Genomic DNA, 13,558 nt, shown 5'->3' with positions numbered 1-13,558 from the left:
TTACAGGGAGTAACAGATGTTCCGCAACTATCGGCCTGATCGCTGCTATATTATAGCCGAGATCGGCGGCAACTTTACGACGTTCGATCAGGCAAAGCGCCTGATTGACGAGGCAAAGGCGTCAGGGGTCGATGCTGTCAAGCTCCAGACTTACCGGGCAGAAACACTGTCGAGCCGCAACGCCATGTTCGATATGGAAAACACCGGCGTCACCTCGCAGTTCGAACTTTTCCGTAAATATGAAATCAGTCACGAACTGCACGAGGCGGTTTTCCGCTATGCCGAGGAGAGCGGGCTGGATTGGTTTTCGTCGCCTTCGCACGAGACGGATGTCGATCTCTTGGAGAGATGCGGAGTTGGAGCCCATAAGGTGGGCTCGGACGACGCGGTCAACATTCCCTTTCTCCGTTATCTCGCAAAAACCGGCAAGCCGATCATCCTGTCGACGGGGATGTCGACGCTCGATGAAGTTCGGGAATCCGTCGCCGCAATCAAGGAAGCCGGCAACGACAAGCTCATTCTGCTGCATGCCATCACGAGTTATCCGACGCATCCGGAAAATGTGAACCTGCGCGCGATGGAGACGATGATGGAGGCGTTTCCGGATCTCGACGTCGGCTATTCCGACCATACGCTGACGCCTGTCGCAAGCCTTTGTGCGGCGGCAATGGGTGCCCGCGTTATAGAGCGGCATTTCACTTACGACAAATCCGCCGACGGTCCAGACCACATGCTTTCTGCCGATCCGGCGGAAATGAAATGGCTTGTGGATGCGATCCGCGCCTTCGAGATCATGAAAGGCAGCGGTCGCAAGGAACCGGCTGCAAGCGAGGCGACGACCAGGCTGAACAACCGCAAGAGCATCGTTGTCAGCCGACCGCTCAAAGCCGGCCATATCATCTCTGCCGGCGACATCTCGGTCAAACGGCCGGGGACGGGAATCGAACCTAAACATCTCGAAACCCTTGCCGGGCGGCGAGTGATCAAGGATCTGGACGGCGACGCCGTCCTCCAGTGGAGCGATCTGGCGTGACGCTTGGGATCATTATCCAAGCGCGGATGGGGTCGACGCGGCTGCCGGGAAAAGTGCTTCGCGACATTTGCGGAAAGCCCCTTCTCGGACATGTCCTTGGCAGACTTCAGATGTTGAAGCGCCCTGCCAAGGTTGTCGTTGCGACATCGTCCGCCAGTGAGAACGATATGATCGAAGCCTGGTGCCTTGAGCATGGCGTCAGCTGCTTTCGCGGCGACGAAACCGATGTTCTCGATCGTTACTTTCAGTGCGCGAGAGCGCTCGGCATGTCGGATATCGTGCGGTTGACGGCAGATAATCCTTTCACTGACATTGAGGAGCTTGAGAGGCTGATCGATCTGCATCAGAAGCAGGGATTCGACTACACGCATGCCTTTGGCCAGTTGCCTATCGGTGTCGGCGCCGAGATATTCACCTTCGAAGCCCTGTCGCGCAGCCACCGCGAGGGGAAGCTGCCGCACCATCGCGAACACGTGAATGAATACTTCACCGATCGGCCCGAACTGTTCAAGATCGGTCAGCTCGATGTGCCCTCGGCCAAAATCTCTCCGGAGCTGCGCCTGACGGTGGATACGGAGGAAGATTGGAGCCGCGCTCGTGCGCTCGCAGCGCAGGCGGGCGAAAATTGGCTCGGGACGGAAGAAGCGATCAGACTATGTTCGTCTTCTGCATAGAAAGTTCACATGCACGCGGCATGGGGCATCTGTTTCGGTCGCTGACGCTCGCCACCGAATTGCGTTCACGCGGTCATCAGATCCGGTTTTTGGCGAACGATCATCCGAATTCTTTGAAAATTATCCGGGAGCGCGGCTTTGACGTGGCGTGTTACGATCTCGCCGCCGTGACGGGCTGGGAGAAGGATTTCCTCGAAGCCACCGCCCCGTCCTCGATCTGGATCAACGACCGCCTCAATACGCAGCGGTCCCACAGCGAGACCATCAAGCGCCTGGGCGCCAAGCTTGTTACTTTCGACGATCGTGGTGATGGCGCGGAACTTACCGACATGAATATCTGCGCTCTGTTGTTTGAAAAGACGGAGGGGCTGAAGGGCGGGGATGTACGGCTGGGGGTGGAGTATATGATACTCAATCCCGAAATCGCTGGGTATCGCCGAGTTCGGGAAAAACTTGCATCGATACTCGTCACGCTCGGCGGCGCCGATACTTATGGAGTGACGGTCCGCGTCGCCAAATGGCTGAGCAGCAAGCCCTTCCCCGTCACCATCGTGACAGGCCCGAGCTTCCAGCACATGGCGGAGCTTGAAGAGGTCGTCGCGATGGCTGCACCGGATCGGTTCAGATTGCTGAATCAGGTGCCGTCGCTTGCGGCGGAGATGTACGGGCACGATCTGGCGATTACCGGGGGCGGTCTTACGCCCTTCGAAGCGTGTGCGGCCGGTCTGCCCTGCGTCGTGGTCGCAAACGAGCCTTTTGAAATCCCGGTCGGGCGTGCGCTCGAAGAGCTTGGAGCAGCGTTTTTCGCCGGACATCACTCCGCTTTTGATCTCGGCATCCTGGAAAAGGCAATTCCCATCAGGAGTATGAGCGAGACTGCCATGACCAAGGTCGACCTTGGCGGGGTTGGCCGCGTCGCCGATCTGTTGGAAAGATTGGCGGCATGAGCCTGACAGTCGTGATCCATCAACCGGATTTTGCATCCTATCTCGGCTTTTTTCAGCGTTTCCTGAACGCCGACCTCTACATCGTTCTGGATCACGTTCAGTTCGTCCACGGCACGAGCAAAAGCTGGACGCACCGTGACAAGATAAAGACGGCGCAAGGCGATCGCTGGCTCACTGTCGGGATCAAAAAGCCGAGCCTTGGCACCCCGATCAATGCGGTGGAATTGGCGCCCGGCACTGGGTGGATAGATCAGAACCTTTCGCTGCTTCGTGAAAACTATCGCAAATCCGCCGGCTGGAGCGAAGTCTTTCCCCGCATCGAAGCCCTCTACGGCAAGCGGTTCGACCTCTTGGCCGATTTCAATATGCATTTCCTGGACGGTATTCTGGATATGCTTGAAATCACCATGCCGACAGTACGATCAAGCACTCTAAGCCCCGAGGGTCATAGGAACGAGTTGCTTGTCGAATTGCTGGGCAAAGTGGGAGCGACGCGTTATCTCTCGGGTCTCGGCGCGCGCGACTATATGCGGCCGGAACTGTTCGAGGCAGCCGGAATCGAAATCGAATGGCAGCATTTCGTCCATCCGGTTTATCCACAGCCCTTCGGCGAGTTCATTCCCTATCTCAGTATTCTCGACACACTGTTGAATTGTGGTATTGCAGGCACGCGTGACCTGCTCTGGAGTTGCAAATGAATATTCTCGCGATCGGTGCCCATTTTGACGACGTGGAGCTCGGCTGTGGTGGTGCACTGGCGCGCCATACAGCAAACGGCGATACGGTTTACGTCTATGTCGCGACCGTATCCGGCTTTTCCAACCAATATGACCAGTCCGTGCGCAGCAGCCAGGTCGCCAGAGCAGAAGCGGACGCCGCGATGGAAATCCTCGGCGTGCAAAAGATGTTTTGCGGCGAGTTCAAAACGCTCCAGATCGAATTCGTCGACCCGCTGAATATCGAGATCCTCAAGCTCGTGCAGGATCTGAAGATCGATATGGTCTATACCCACTGGGTGGGCGATATCCATCATGACCATCTGGCATTGTCGCGTGCATCGCTGCACAGCTGCCGCCATGTGCCCCGCCTGCTAATGTACCGCAGCAACTGGTATCATTCGACGGTCGATTTCAGGGGGAATTTCTACGTCGACATCACCGCCCATTGGGACCAGAAGGAAAAGGCGATCCTTGCCCATGAATCCGAGATGGAGCGCACCGGGCGGAAATGGGTGAGCTTCTTCCGCAATGAAGCCGAGAACGCCGGCCAGCGCATTGGTGTAAAATACGCCGAAGTCTTCGAGGTGGTGAAGTGGCTGCAGCCTTGAGAAAGATTTTGACCTTTGGCTCCATGCTGCTTCCGTATGGTGTGCATGAGCTGAAGCGCAGGCTAAAAAATCGTCACAAGTTATCTGCGGATGTCGCCAGATCGCTGGCCGAAAATAGACAGCTTGCCGGGCTGCACGCAGGGCAACGCTGTTTCATTTTAGGAAATGGCCCGAGCGTCAAGGGCTTGGACCTGTCGCGGCTGCAAGGCGAAAATGTCATAACCGTTTCCAATGGTTATCTGCACTCCGATTTCGACAAGTTCCAGTCTCGTTATCATTGTGTTCCGCAAATTACCTACGGATTGATGACACCGGAGGACGTGGTCCGCTGGTTTGAGGAGATGCATTCGCACCTGGGTGGCGCGGAACTGTTCCTCAGCTCCACGGAAGCGGAACTGGTTCGAAAACACGATCTGTTTTCAGGACGAGCGGTCCGCTATCTGATGCTCGGCGAAAGCTTCGACGAAAGACCGTCGATGGAAATCGTCGACATCTCTAAACCGGTGCCGCGTGTGGATTCGGTGCCGGTGATGGCCTTGATGATAGCGATGTATCTCGGCTTCAAGGAGATCATCCTGCTCGGCGTCGATCACGATCGTTTCCTCTCGAAAAGTTACGAATACGCGTTCGACCTCAAGGTGCAAAAAGGAAAAGATTTCACCGTAAATGCGGACGGCAGCCCGACCATGAGCCGTCACGACGACTTTCAGCAGGCCGCGCGGCTGTGGCGACAATATCGAGCCATCGCAAATATCGCGAGGGCGAATGATATCCGCATCTTCAATTCCACACCGGGTGGGGCGCTGGACGAATTTGAGCGACGGCCTTTCCAGGCCTGGTTTGAAGAATGAGACGGTTTAATTTCTCGCTCCCGGGAATCCACTGTTTGCTTGAGGTGACACGAGAATCGCCGCAAACGCGCGCACGGGAGATCTGGACCGAATTCCGGCGGCACAACATCGTTTTCGACGGACCTTACGACGATTGGCGTTCGGCAATGGTTGATTCAGCCGGCTATGATGCGCCGGCTATTCTTGCAAAAGCAGTCGAAGCGACGCGCGCAGTCGTTCAGGGTCGTGCCTCATACGAGCGGGACACGGTCATCTTCAAGGAAGGAAGCTCCTCGCATCCGCTGCTCGCCTGGCTTCTCTATGCTGCCTCCAGATCCGATCGTCGTTTGAGAGTGGTCGACTTTGGTGGGGCGCTCGGAAGTTCCTATTTCCAACACCGTTCGAAACTGGCTCATCTCGCGGAATTGAAATGGTGCGTGGTCGAGCAGCCTCATTTCGCAGACGCAGGGCGAGCAGAATTTGAAGACGGGGTTCTGAGCTTTTCTCATAACCTCGAAGAGGCAATCGATCTTGTGAATCCCCACATCGTCCTGCTCTCTGGCGTGCTCCAGTATCTTGAATATCCTCATGAGCAACTCGAGAGCCTTCTTTCGAAAGGCGTCAAGTTCATCCTTGTCGACAGGACAAGTGCGCAGTTCGATGTCGCCGAAGTCCCTTTTGTGCAGCATGTGCCGGAACGCATCTATCGCGCGAGTTACCCGGTATGGTTCTTGAACGCGAACGAATTGCAGGATCATTTCGCGAGGCATGGCTACGAGGTGCTGGACAATTTCCAGCCCGCCGGGGCATTCGGAACAGCAACTCCGCCACCCTTGCAGGAATTGAAGCGGTGGGGCATTGGCGTTACGCCAGCTCGGGGACAATACGAATGGTCGTATTCTGGCTGGTTTCTTGAGAGGCGGGAAATTTAGCGATGCGGGTTAACGTCATTATCCCTGTCTTCAATCGTCTGGAAGACACTCGGAAGGTGTTGGACTCTCTCAGGAGACAAACTCTCGCCGACGCTTTGACAATCGTCGTTGTCAACGACGGTTCGACCGATGGAACGGCAGAATACCTGCAGTCGCAGGGCGATGTGGTCGAAATCCGAGGCGACGGCAATCTTTGGTGGGGAGGCGCCATCGGGGAAGGACTGAAACACGTCCTTCCATCCTGTCAGGCCGAAGATTATATCCTGCTTCTGAACAATGACACCTGGTTCGATGAGAATTATGTTGAAACCCTGGTGCAAACTTCCAAGGCGAATGGCGAAGCCGCCGTCGGAAGCGTTATCCATGAAGAGGGGAAGGACCCACCTATTGTCAGTATTGGCCCTCGGGTCAACATCAACAGGTTCGCGATTTGGGATCTCCTTTCGGAATTAACCAAAGCGCAACAACGGTCGCCTGACAGCCAATACCGCGTGGATGCATTGAGCGGTCGAGGGACTCTCTATCCAGCCCTGCTGTTTCGGAAATATGGCGGCGTTCGGCCACGCCTTCTGCCACATTATATGGCCGATTATGAAATCGCTATGCGCTTTTCGCGCGCTGGAGTGCCGCTGATCGTCAGCTCAAAAGCAATCGTTTATTCGCCTCCAATATATGGAAACGACGTCTCCAAGCTTTCATGGAGAAAACGATTGTTTGGCAGCCGCTCTCCTCACAATGTGTTTCAACGCTTGGTCTTCTATTCGCTTGTCGGTTCACCGGTGCAGAGATTGACCGCACCTTTCCGCATGGTCTATTTCTTCTGCGCTCGTGTTCTTTTAGGAAGCGTGACGTCAAGGCTTAAGAAATTTGCCTTTTCCCTTGTGCGTGCAAAGCGGCTTGGCGAACTGAGACGTCACGGAGTAAGCTTCGGCCGCGATGTTGTGCTCTATGGCGCCCCTCTGTTGCAACGGCATCCTGACAGTGAGATCGACCTCGGTGATCGCGTCGTCCTGTGTTCTGATTCACGATTTACAGCGCTAGCTCTCAATCATCCGGTCAAGATAGCGACCATTCGCGCGGGATCGAAGATCAGCATTGGCGCAGACAGCGGAATCAGTGGTGCAACCATCGTCTCGGCTGTCCGGATTTCAATTGGCGCGGAAGTACTGATGGGAGCCAATGTAACGATTTTCGACACGGACTTTCATCCAATACATCCGGAAGGGCGCCGTCATTCGGATGTCGAGGCGGATATTAAGACTGCACCGGTGCATATTGGCGATAATGTGTTCATTGGTACCAATGCCCTGATCTTGCGGGGCACAGACATAGGACGTGACAGCATTGTCGCTGCGGGTGCGGTCGTCCGGGGAAATTTCCCCGCAGGGGCGATAATTGCCGGGAACCCTGCAAAGGTTGTCGGTAGCGTCTATACAACATCCCAGGAACGTCCTGGTAGCCAACCGGACGGTGAACATGAAAATAGCAATATTTGACACATATTACGCGCGTTTTCTGAGCCAATTCTATGCGCGGCGGCCACAGCTGCGAAAATCGGCCTCGCCGGAACAGACCAAAGCCTTGTTGGCTGCTGCGTTCGGCACGTCTGATTTCTATTCGCGCCACCTCACGGAGCTTGGCTGCGATGTCATCGATATCATCGGCAATTGTGTCCCGCTTCAGTCGGCCTGGGCGCAAGAAAACAACGAACCGTTCAGCGCTTGGGCGATGAAATTGCCGCATCGGTTTTTCAGGCTGCCTTATGTGGGCGCACGCCTGGCGGCGCTTCCCGGCTTGCTGGAGGTCGCGATGGCCCGGGTTCGAGCATTCAAGCCGGATGTCCTCTACTGTCAGGATCTCAGCTTCTTTCCTCCGCATGCGCTGGCAGAGTTGAAAAAGAGCGTGCCGCTGATTGTCGGCCAGATCGCCTGTCCGCTGCCGCCGGACGGGTTCCTGCGGCCCTATGACCTTATTCTGACGTCTTTCCCCCATTTCGTGCCCCGTTTTCACGAGATGGGGATAAAGTCCGAATATTTCAGGATCGGCTTCGATACTCGGGTGCTCGATATCCTCGGCAATGTCCCACGCGACGTGCCGGTGAGCTTCGTCGGCGGCATAAGCCGTCATCATGGCAAGGCCGTCCCCTTGCTCGAACATCTTGCCGATACGACGCCGATACAGTTTTTCGGCTATGGCGCGAAGACGCTTCCGCGTTCTTCGCCGATTCGTAAACGTCACAATGGCGAAGTCTGGGGGCCGGATATGTATCGCGCGCTGGCGCGCAGCCGGATCACCATCAACCGACACATCAATGTTGCCGAAAACAATGCCAATAACATGCGGCTCTATGAGGCGACCGGTGTCGGATCGCTGCTGATAACCGACAGGAAAGACAATCTCGGTGAGATTTTCGACGTCGGCAAGGAGGTAGTCGCCTATTCCAGTCCTGAGGAAGCGACAGAACTCGTCCGCTACTATATAGACCACCCCGATGAGGCCGATGCCATCGCAAAGGCCGGTCAGGCAAGGACGCTGAAGGACCACACTTACAAGTCGAGAATGGAAGAATTGGTGCCGATCCTCGAACGATATCTGGAGAAACACGGCTGATGTCGTTTCTGCGCGCGAGTCTCAATCGCTTTCCGGGAGTGAAGAGCCGGTTGAAGCGATTGCGTGAACAACTGCTGCCGGCGACGTCGGTGTCCTCCCACTATGTCGAGATTGATTCAGCGCGGCGAGACAGCGAAAGCTCGCGCCTTGCCGCATCTTGGAAAGCGAGTGATCTGCCGGCACGCCAGAGGGCCCTCGTCGAGCGACAACTGAAAGAATATCGCGTCGGTGTTTCCGTCGATGTATTCGATGTTTTTACCGCTGCGCTGCGTAAGATCGACAATCTCCCAGCCGCCGGTTCATTGCTCGAAATCGGTTGCTCCAGCGGATATTACTCCGAGGTCCTGGAGGTGAGTGGCCTGCCGCTGCGATACCGCGGCTGCGATTACTCCGATGCTTTCATCGATATGGCGCGCAACATCTATCCGGGGCTGTCGTTCGATGTGGAGGATGCGACGCGGCTCAGCTATCAGGATGGCGCTTTCGATATTGTGGTCTCCGGATGTTGTCTGCTGCATATTCCCAATTATGAAGCGGCGATCGCCGAGAGCGCCCGCGTTGCCAGGGAATACGTGATTTTTCACCGTACGCCTGTTGTCTACGGCGAGCCGACCAAGTATTTCCGCAAGCAGGCCTATGGCATCGAGACCATAGAGATCCATTTTTCCGAGCCTGAGCTATTGGATATGTTTCGAGTTCATGACCTGGAAGTCCAGGCGACCTTTACGCTGAGCGAGAATGCCGATCCACGCGACAGCAGCAAGGGCAACGCAGGCCGCACCTATTTGTGCAGGAAACAATCCCCATCATGACGAACTACTTTTGCACCCTTTTTGATAGCGGCTATCTCATCAAAGGGATGACCATGATGGAGAGCCTCGTCCAGTGGTGCCCCGACGCCCATGTTTTTGTGCTTTGCATGGACGAAAAGACGCGGGAAATATTGACCGCTTCCAAGAGGCCCTACATCACCTGCATTGCGCTTGCCGATCTGGAGACCCCGGAACTCCTGGAGGCCAAGAAAGCGCGCGGGGTTGCCGAATATTGCTGGACCCTGTCTCCGTGCTTGCCGAGTTTCGTGCTGGAGCACCATCCGGAAATCGATTTCATCACCTATCTCGATTCCGACCTGCTGTTCTATTCGTCGATCCAACCAATCTTCGACGAAATCGGCAATAATTCCATTGCCATTATCGAGCATCGCTTTGCCCCGCGGCTGAAAGACAGGGAAGTGAATGGCCGTTTCTGCGTGGAATGGGTGAGTTTCCGACGCGACGAGGAGGGAATGCGCTGCCTGAACCGCTGGCGCGAGCAGTGCATCGAATGGTGCTACTACCGCCTCGAAGATGGTAAGATGGGCGACCAGAAATATTTGGACGAGTGGCCGGATCTCTATCCGAATTGCCATATCATCGAGCATCCGGGAGCTGGGATTGCTCCCTGGAATTACGAAAAGCTGCATTTTTCGCAGGATGCCTCAGGCAGGATCGAGGTCGAAGGTGCGCCTCTGATCTTCTATCACTTCCATCAGTTCCAGTTGCTGACCAATGGCCTGTTCGATCGACTGTCAGCTTTTTACACCGCCGTTTGCGAGGAGCCGGCCGCTGTCTACAAGGCTTATGAGCGCGCGCTGATGCGAGCCCTGAAGGGGATCAGAACGATTTCTCCAGGCTTTTCCGACGGCCTCCGCCCCTTTTTCATGGTAATGGCACGCAGATGGGTGCAACGTCATGTGCCTCTGTCGCTCAAGCGCTTCCTGCACCATTTCATCAGGTATTAAAGTCACGCTTACGCAGAGGAGTCTTGCTTCCTCCAACCTGTTATTGGTACTGACAGTCGATCCATTGGCGGTAGCTGCCGCTTGTGACGTTCTCGACCCATGCTTGGTTGGCGAGATACCACTCGACGGTTTTGCGAATGCCCGTATCGAACGTCTCGTTCGGACGCCAGTCCAGTTCCCGTTCTATCTTGGCCGCATCGATAGCGTAACGGCGGTCGTGACCAGGCCTATCCCTGACGAAAGAGATCTGCGCTTTATAGCTTGCCCCGTGTGGCAGGGGCCTCAATTCGTCGAGGATCTCGCAGAGCGTGTTGACCACCGACTGGTTGGTTAGCTCGTTTCTGCCGCCGACATTATAGGTTTCTCCGACCTTTCCGCTCTCCAGAACGCGCCGGATCGCGCTGCAATGGTCCTTGACGAACAGCCAGTCGCGAACTTGCATTCCGTCCCCGTAGATCGGGATTTGTTTCCCCGCGAGCGCATTGTGAATGACCAGGGGAATAAGCTTCTCCGGAAAATGATAGGGACCGTAGTTGTTCGAACAGTTCGTCGTCAGTACCGGCAGGCCGTAGGTGTGATGATAGGCGCGAACGAGATGATCACTGGCCGCCTTGCTCGCGGAATAAGGGCTGTTTGGTTCGTATTTGCGATGCTCGCTGAAAGCGGCTTCCGCGGGTGCAAGTGAACCATAGACCTCGTCCGTCGACACATGGAGAAAACGAAAGCTTTCTTGGTGAGCTGCATCCTGCAGGGCGAGAAATCCACGGACGGCCTCCAGCAGGCGAAAAGTGCCGACAATATTCGTCTGGATAAATTCCTCCGGCCCATGGATCGATCGGTCCACGTGACTTTCGGCAGCGAAATTGATGATTGCGCGGGGACGGTGGGAGCGGAGCAGATCTTCGACGAGATCGCAGTCCGCGATGCTGCCTTTGACGAAGAGATGACGCGGATCACCCCAGATGGAGCCAAGATTGTCCAAGTTGCCGGCATAGGTGAGGGCATCCAGGTTGATCACCGGCTCATCATGAAATGCAAGCCAGTCGAGCACGAAATTCGCACCGATGAAGCCGGCGCCTCCCGTGACCAGGATCATATTATCCCCCTCGGATATCTGGTAATGGAAAGCTCTAGTCTCATTGTGTCAGTCTCGCGTCAACCGAAGAGATCGACAATGCGCTTTCGCTGGATTCGGCCGGGCCACATTGGGGTTGCACTCGTTCGGCCGTTTCCATAAACACGACCCGAGGATTGTATTGAAAGACGATGTGAAAATGACAAAAATCGCGCTTATTACTGGGGTGACCGGTCAGGACGGTGCCTATTTGGCCGAATTGCTGCTGAGCAAAGGCTATACGGTGCACGGCATCAAGCGGCGGTCCTCGTCTTTTAACACCGGCCGTATCGAGCATATCTACCAGGATCCGCATGAGGCCCATCCACGCTTCGTCCTCCACTATGGCGATATGATCGACTCGACCAACCTTCTAAGGATTGTGCAGCAGACGCAACCCGATGAAATCTATAATCTGGCAGCACAAAGCCATGTGGGTGTCAGCTTCGAGACGCCGGAATACACGGCCGATGCCGATGGTATCGGGACGTTGAGGCTGCTCGAAGCGATCCGTATTCTGCGGCTCGAGGGAAAGACCCGGTTCTACCAGGCATCGACGTCGGAACTCTACGGCCTTGTTCAGCAAGTGCCGCAGAACGAGAAGACGCCCTTTTACCCGCGTTCTCCCTATGCCGCAGCCAAGCTCTATGCCTACTGGATCGTCGTGAATTATCGCGAGGCTTACGGCATGCACGCGTCTAACGGCATTCTTTTCAATCACGAAAGCCCGCTTCGCGGCGAAACCTTCGTCACGCGCAAGATTACGATGGCAGTGGCGGCCATCAGCCTCGGCCTTCAAGAGAAGCTCTTCCTGGGGAACCTTGACGCCCAGCGTGACTGGGGCCATGCACGAGAGTATGTCGAGGGCATGTGGCGCATGCTGCAGCAGGACAAGCCGGATGACTACGTGTTGGCGACGGGTGAGACGACGCGTGTCCGCCAGTTTGTCGAGTGGGCCTTTGCCGACGTCGGCATTACCCTGGAATGGAAGGGGTCCGGCGTCGACGAAAAGGGCTATGACTCTGCGTCCGGTGCGTGCCTTGTGGAAATCGATCCTCGGTACTTCCGCCCGACGGAAGTCGATCTTCTGCTTGGTGATCCGACCAAGGCGCGCCAGAAGCTGGGCTGGCAGCACAAGACCCCGGTTCGTGAGCTCGCCGCCGAAATGGTGCGCGAGGATGTCAAGCACTGGAAGGCTCTAAACAGCCGGAAAGAGATCTGAGTGTACGACTTATCCAACAAGAAGATCTGGGTTGCCGGCCATCGCGGTATGGTCGGCAGTGCTCTTGTGCGTCGGCTTCAATCGGAAGATTGCAACGTCATCACGGCCACGCGCCGTGAGGTCGATTTGAAGCGGCAGGATGAGGTCGAGAAATTTGTTGAAGCAAACCGGCCTGATGTGATCGTTCTCGCCGCTGCCAAGGTTGGCGGCATCCTCGCGAATGACAGCTATCCCGCGGAATTCATCTATGACAATCTGATTATTGAAGCCAACATCTTCGAAGCCGCCCACCGCGGCGGAGTGGACCGGCTGCTGTTTCTGGGTTCAAGCTGCATCTACCCCAAGCTCGCTCCGCAGCCGATTCCCGAAGAGGCTCTGTTGACCGGTGCGCTTGAGCCAACCAACGAATGGTACGCGATCGCCAAGATCGCCGGTATCAAGCTCGCGGAAGCCTATCGCAAGCAATATGGGCGGGATTACATTTCCGCGATGCCCACCAATCTATACGGCCCCGGCGATAATTTCGACCTGAATTCCAGCCATGTACTACCCGCGCTTATCCGCAAGGCGCATGCAGCGAAACTTCGCAAAGACCCGGATATGGTGGTCTGGGGCACAGGCACCCCGCGCCGGGAGTTTCTTCACGTCGACGACTGCGCAGACGCGCTGGTGTTCCTGCTCAAAACCTATTCGGGCGCGCAGCACGTCAATGTCGGCTCGGGTACGGATCTCGAAATTATCGAGTTGACCCGTTTGGTCTGCCGCGTTGTCGGTTACCAGGGCAAGATCATTCATGATCTTTCCAAGCCCGATGGCACGCCGCGAAAGCTGATGAGCAACCAGAAACTGCAGAACATGGGCTGGAAGCCGCGCATTTCGCTCGAGGACGGCATCCGCACCACTTACGCGTGGTTCCTGGAGTCCGAGAAGAGATCAGATCGAGCGGTCTGATATCGGGTCGGCGAGAACTGGTGTCTCTAGTTTCGTGTCGATGTTCCGACAGAGAATGTGTTGGCGGGCAATGCCTGAGCAACGATGCGTGGATTTCAAAGCGTGAGAGAGTCCATTCTGCGTCGCACGGCGCTCCAT

General features: G+C 55.9%; 14 protein-coding genes. 13 read left to right on the top strand and 1 reads right to left on the bottom strand.

Annotated features, from left to right (window positions below):
• The first annotated feature begins 16 nt into the window (after positions 1-16).
• Genes CO666_RS16040 through CO666_RS15990 form a run of 11 tightly spaced genes read left to right on the top strand, consistent with a single transcriptional unit; the run spans position 17 to position 10,133 of the window.
• A complete protein-coding gene (locus tag CO666_RS16040) occupies positions 17-1,033 on the top strand; it encodes an N-acetylneuraminate synthase family protein (protein ID WP_097613086.1) in 1,017 nt (338 codons plus the stop codon).
• Positions 1,034-1,059: 26 nt separating this feature from the next.
• Positions 1,060-1,707 (top strand): cytidylyltransferase domain-containing protein, encoded by a 648-nt coding sequence (locus CO666_RS16035; protein ID WP_245436803.1) that lies wholly within the window; start codon positions 1,060-1,062, stop codon positions 1,705-1,707.
• Complete coding sequence (locus tag CO666_RS16030) at positions 1,689-2,654, top strand: PseG/SpsG family protein (RefSeq protein ID WP_097613084.1); 966 nt, start codon at positions 1,689-1,691, stop codon at positions 2,652-2,654. Before CO666_RS16035 ends, CO666_RS16030 begins: the two co-directional genes overlap by 19 nt.
• Positions 2,651-3,352: a WbqC family protein gene (locus CO666_RS16025; protein ID WP_097613083.1), complete on the top strand. Its 702-nt coding sequence runs from the start codon at positions 2,651-2,653 to the stop codon at positions 3,350-3,352. Before CO666_RS16030 ends, CO666_RS16025 begins: the two co-directional genes overlap by 4 nt.
• Positions 3,349-3,981, top strand: a complete 633-nt coding sequence (locus CO666_RS16020) for a PIG-L deacetylase family protein (protein ID WP_004677164.1) — start codon at positions 3,349-3,351, stop codon at positions 3,979-3,981. The genes CO666_RS16025 and CO666_RS16020 overlap by 4 nt, the downstream gene beginning before the upstream one ends.
• Positions 3,966-4,832: a hypothetical protein gene (locus tag CO666_RS16015; RefSeq protein ID WP_179869699.1), complete on the top strand. Its 867-nt coding sequence runs from the start codon at positions 3,966-3,968 to the stop codon at positions 4,830-4,832. Before CO666_RS16020 ends, CO666_RS16015 begins: the two co-directional genes overlap by 16 nt.
• A gap of 44 nt (positions 4,833-4,876) precedes the next feature.
• Complete coding sequence (locus CO666_RS16010) at positions 4,877-5,743, top strand: TIGR04325 family methyltransferase (RefSeq protein ID WP_245436802.1); 867 nt, start codon at positions 4,877-4,879, stop codon at positions 5,741-5,743.
• Positions 5,744-5,745: 2 nt separating this feature from the next.
• A complete protein-coding gene (locus tag CO666_RS16005; protein ID WP_097613081.1) occupies positions 5,746-7,239 on the top strand; it encodes a glycosyltransferase in 1,494 nt (497 codons plus the stop codon).
• On the top strand, positions 7,139-8,353 hold the full coding sequence (locus CO666_RS16000) for a CgeB family protein (protein WP_245436796.1): 1,215 nt from the start codon (positions 7,139-7,141) through the stop codon (positions 8,351-8,353). The genes CO666_RS16005 and CO666_RS16000 overlap by 101 nt, the downstream gene beginning before the upstream one ends.
• Positions 8,353-9,165, top strand: a complete 813-nt coding sequence (locus CO666_RS15995) for a class I SAM-dependent methyltransferase (protein WP_097613079.1) — start codon at positions 8,353-8,355, stop codon at positions 9,163-9,165. Before CO666_RS16000 ends, CO666_RS15995 begins: the two co-directional genes overlap by 1 nt.
• Positions 9,141-10,133 (top strand): glycosyltransferase family protein, encoded by a 993-nt coding sequence (locus CO666_RS15990; protein WP_245436795.1) that lies wholly within the window; start codon positions 9,141-9,143, stop codon positions 10,131-10,133. Before CO666_RS15995 ends, CO666_RS15990 begins: the two co-directional genes overlap by 25 nt.
• Positions 10,134-10,173: 40 nt before the next feature.
• Here the strand turns inward: CO666_RS15990 and rfbB are convergent, their stop codons facing one another.
• Positions 10,174-11,229, bottom strand: a complete 1,056-nt coding sequence (gene rfbB / locus CO666_RS15985) for a dTDP-glucose 4,6-dehydratase (protein ID WP_097613077.1) — start codon at positions 11,227-11,229, stop codon at positions 10,174-10,176.
• Positions 11,230-11,407: 178 nt separating this feature from the next.
• Here rfbB and gmd point away from each other — a divergent pair, with 178 nt between their 5' ends.
• Both gmd and fcl read left to right on the top strand, forming a co-directional pair.
• A complete protein-coding gene (gene gmd, locus CO666_RS15980) occupies positions 11,408-12,469 on the top strand; it encodes a GDP-mannose 4,6-dehydratase (protein ID WP_097613248.1) in 1,062 nt (353 codons plus the stop codon).
• Positions 12,470-13,420, top strand: a complete 951-nt coding sequence (gene fcl / locus CO666_RS15975; RefSeq protein ID WP_097613076.1) for a GDP-L-fucose synthase — start codon at positions 12,470-12,472, stop codon at positions 13,418-13,420.
• Positions 13,421-13,558: the final 138 nt, after the last annotated feature.

Origin of the sequence: Rhizobium chutanense (assembly GCF_002531935.1) — a bacterium.
GTDB lineage: Bacteria > Pseudomonadota > Alphaproteobacteria > Rhizobiales > Rhizobiaceae > Rhizobium > Rhizobium chutanense.
This window is presented reverse-complemented; position numbering and strand designations above follow the sequence as displayed.

Bases quoted from the DNA above. Each gene is read 5' to 3' on its own strand.
- CO666_RS16040 (WP_097613086.1), top strand. From the start codon at position 17: ATGTTCCGCAACTATCGGCCTGATCGCTGCTATATTATAGCCGAGATC.
- CO666_RS16035 (WP_245436803.1), top strand. From the start codon at position 1,060: ATGGGGTCGACGCGGCTGCCGGGAAAAGTGCTTCGCGACATTTGCGGA.
- CO666_RS16030 (WP_097613084.1), top strand. From the start codon at position 1,689: ATGTTCGTCTTCTGCATAGAAAGTTCACATGCACGCGGCATGGGGCAT.
- CO666_RS16025 (WP_097613083.1), top strand. From the start codon at position 2,651: ATGAGCCTGACAGTCGTGATCCATCAACCGGATTTTGCATCCTATCTC.
- CO666_RS16020 (WP_004677164.1), top strand. From the start codon at position 3,349: ATGAATATTCTCGCGATCGGTGCCCATTTTGACGACGTGGAGCTCGGC.
- CO666_RS16005 (WP_097613081.1), top strand. From the start codon at position 5,746: ATGCGGGTTAACGTCATTATCCCTGTCTTCAATCGTCTGGAAGACACT.
- CO666_RS15995 (WP_097613079.1), top strand. From the start codon at position 8,353: ATGTCGTTTCTGCGCGCGAGTCTCAATCGCTTTCCGGGAGTGAAGAGC.
- rfbB (WP_097613077.1), bottom strand. From the start codon at position 11,229: ATGATCCTGGTCACGGGAGGCGCCGGCTTCATCGGTGCGAATTTCGTG.
- gmd (WP_097613248.1), top strand. From the start codon at position 11,408: ATGACAAAAATCGCGCTTATTACTGGGGTGACCGGTCAGGACGGTGCC.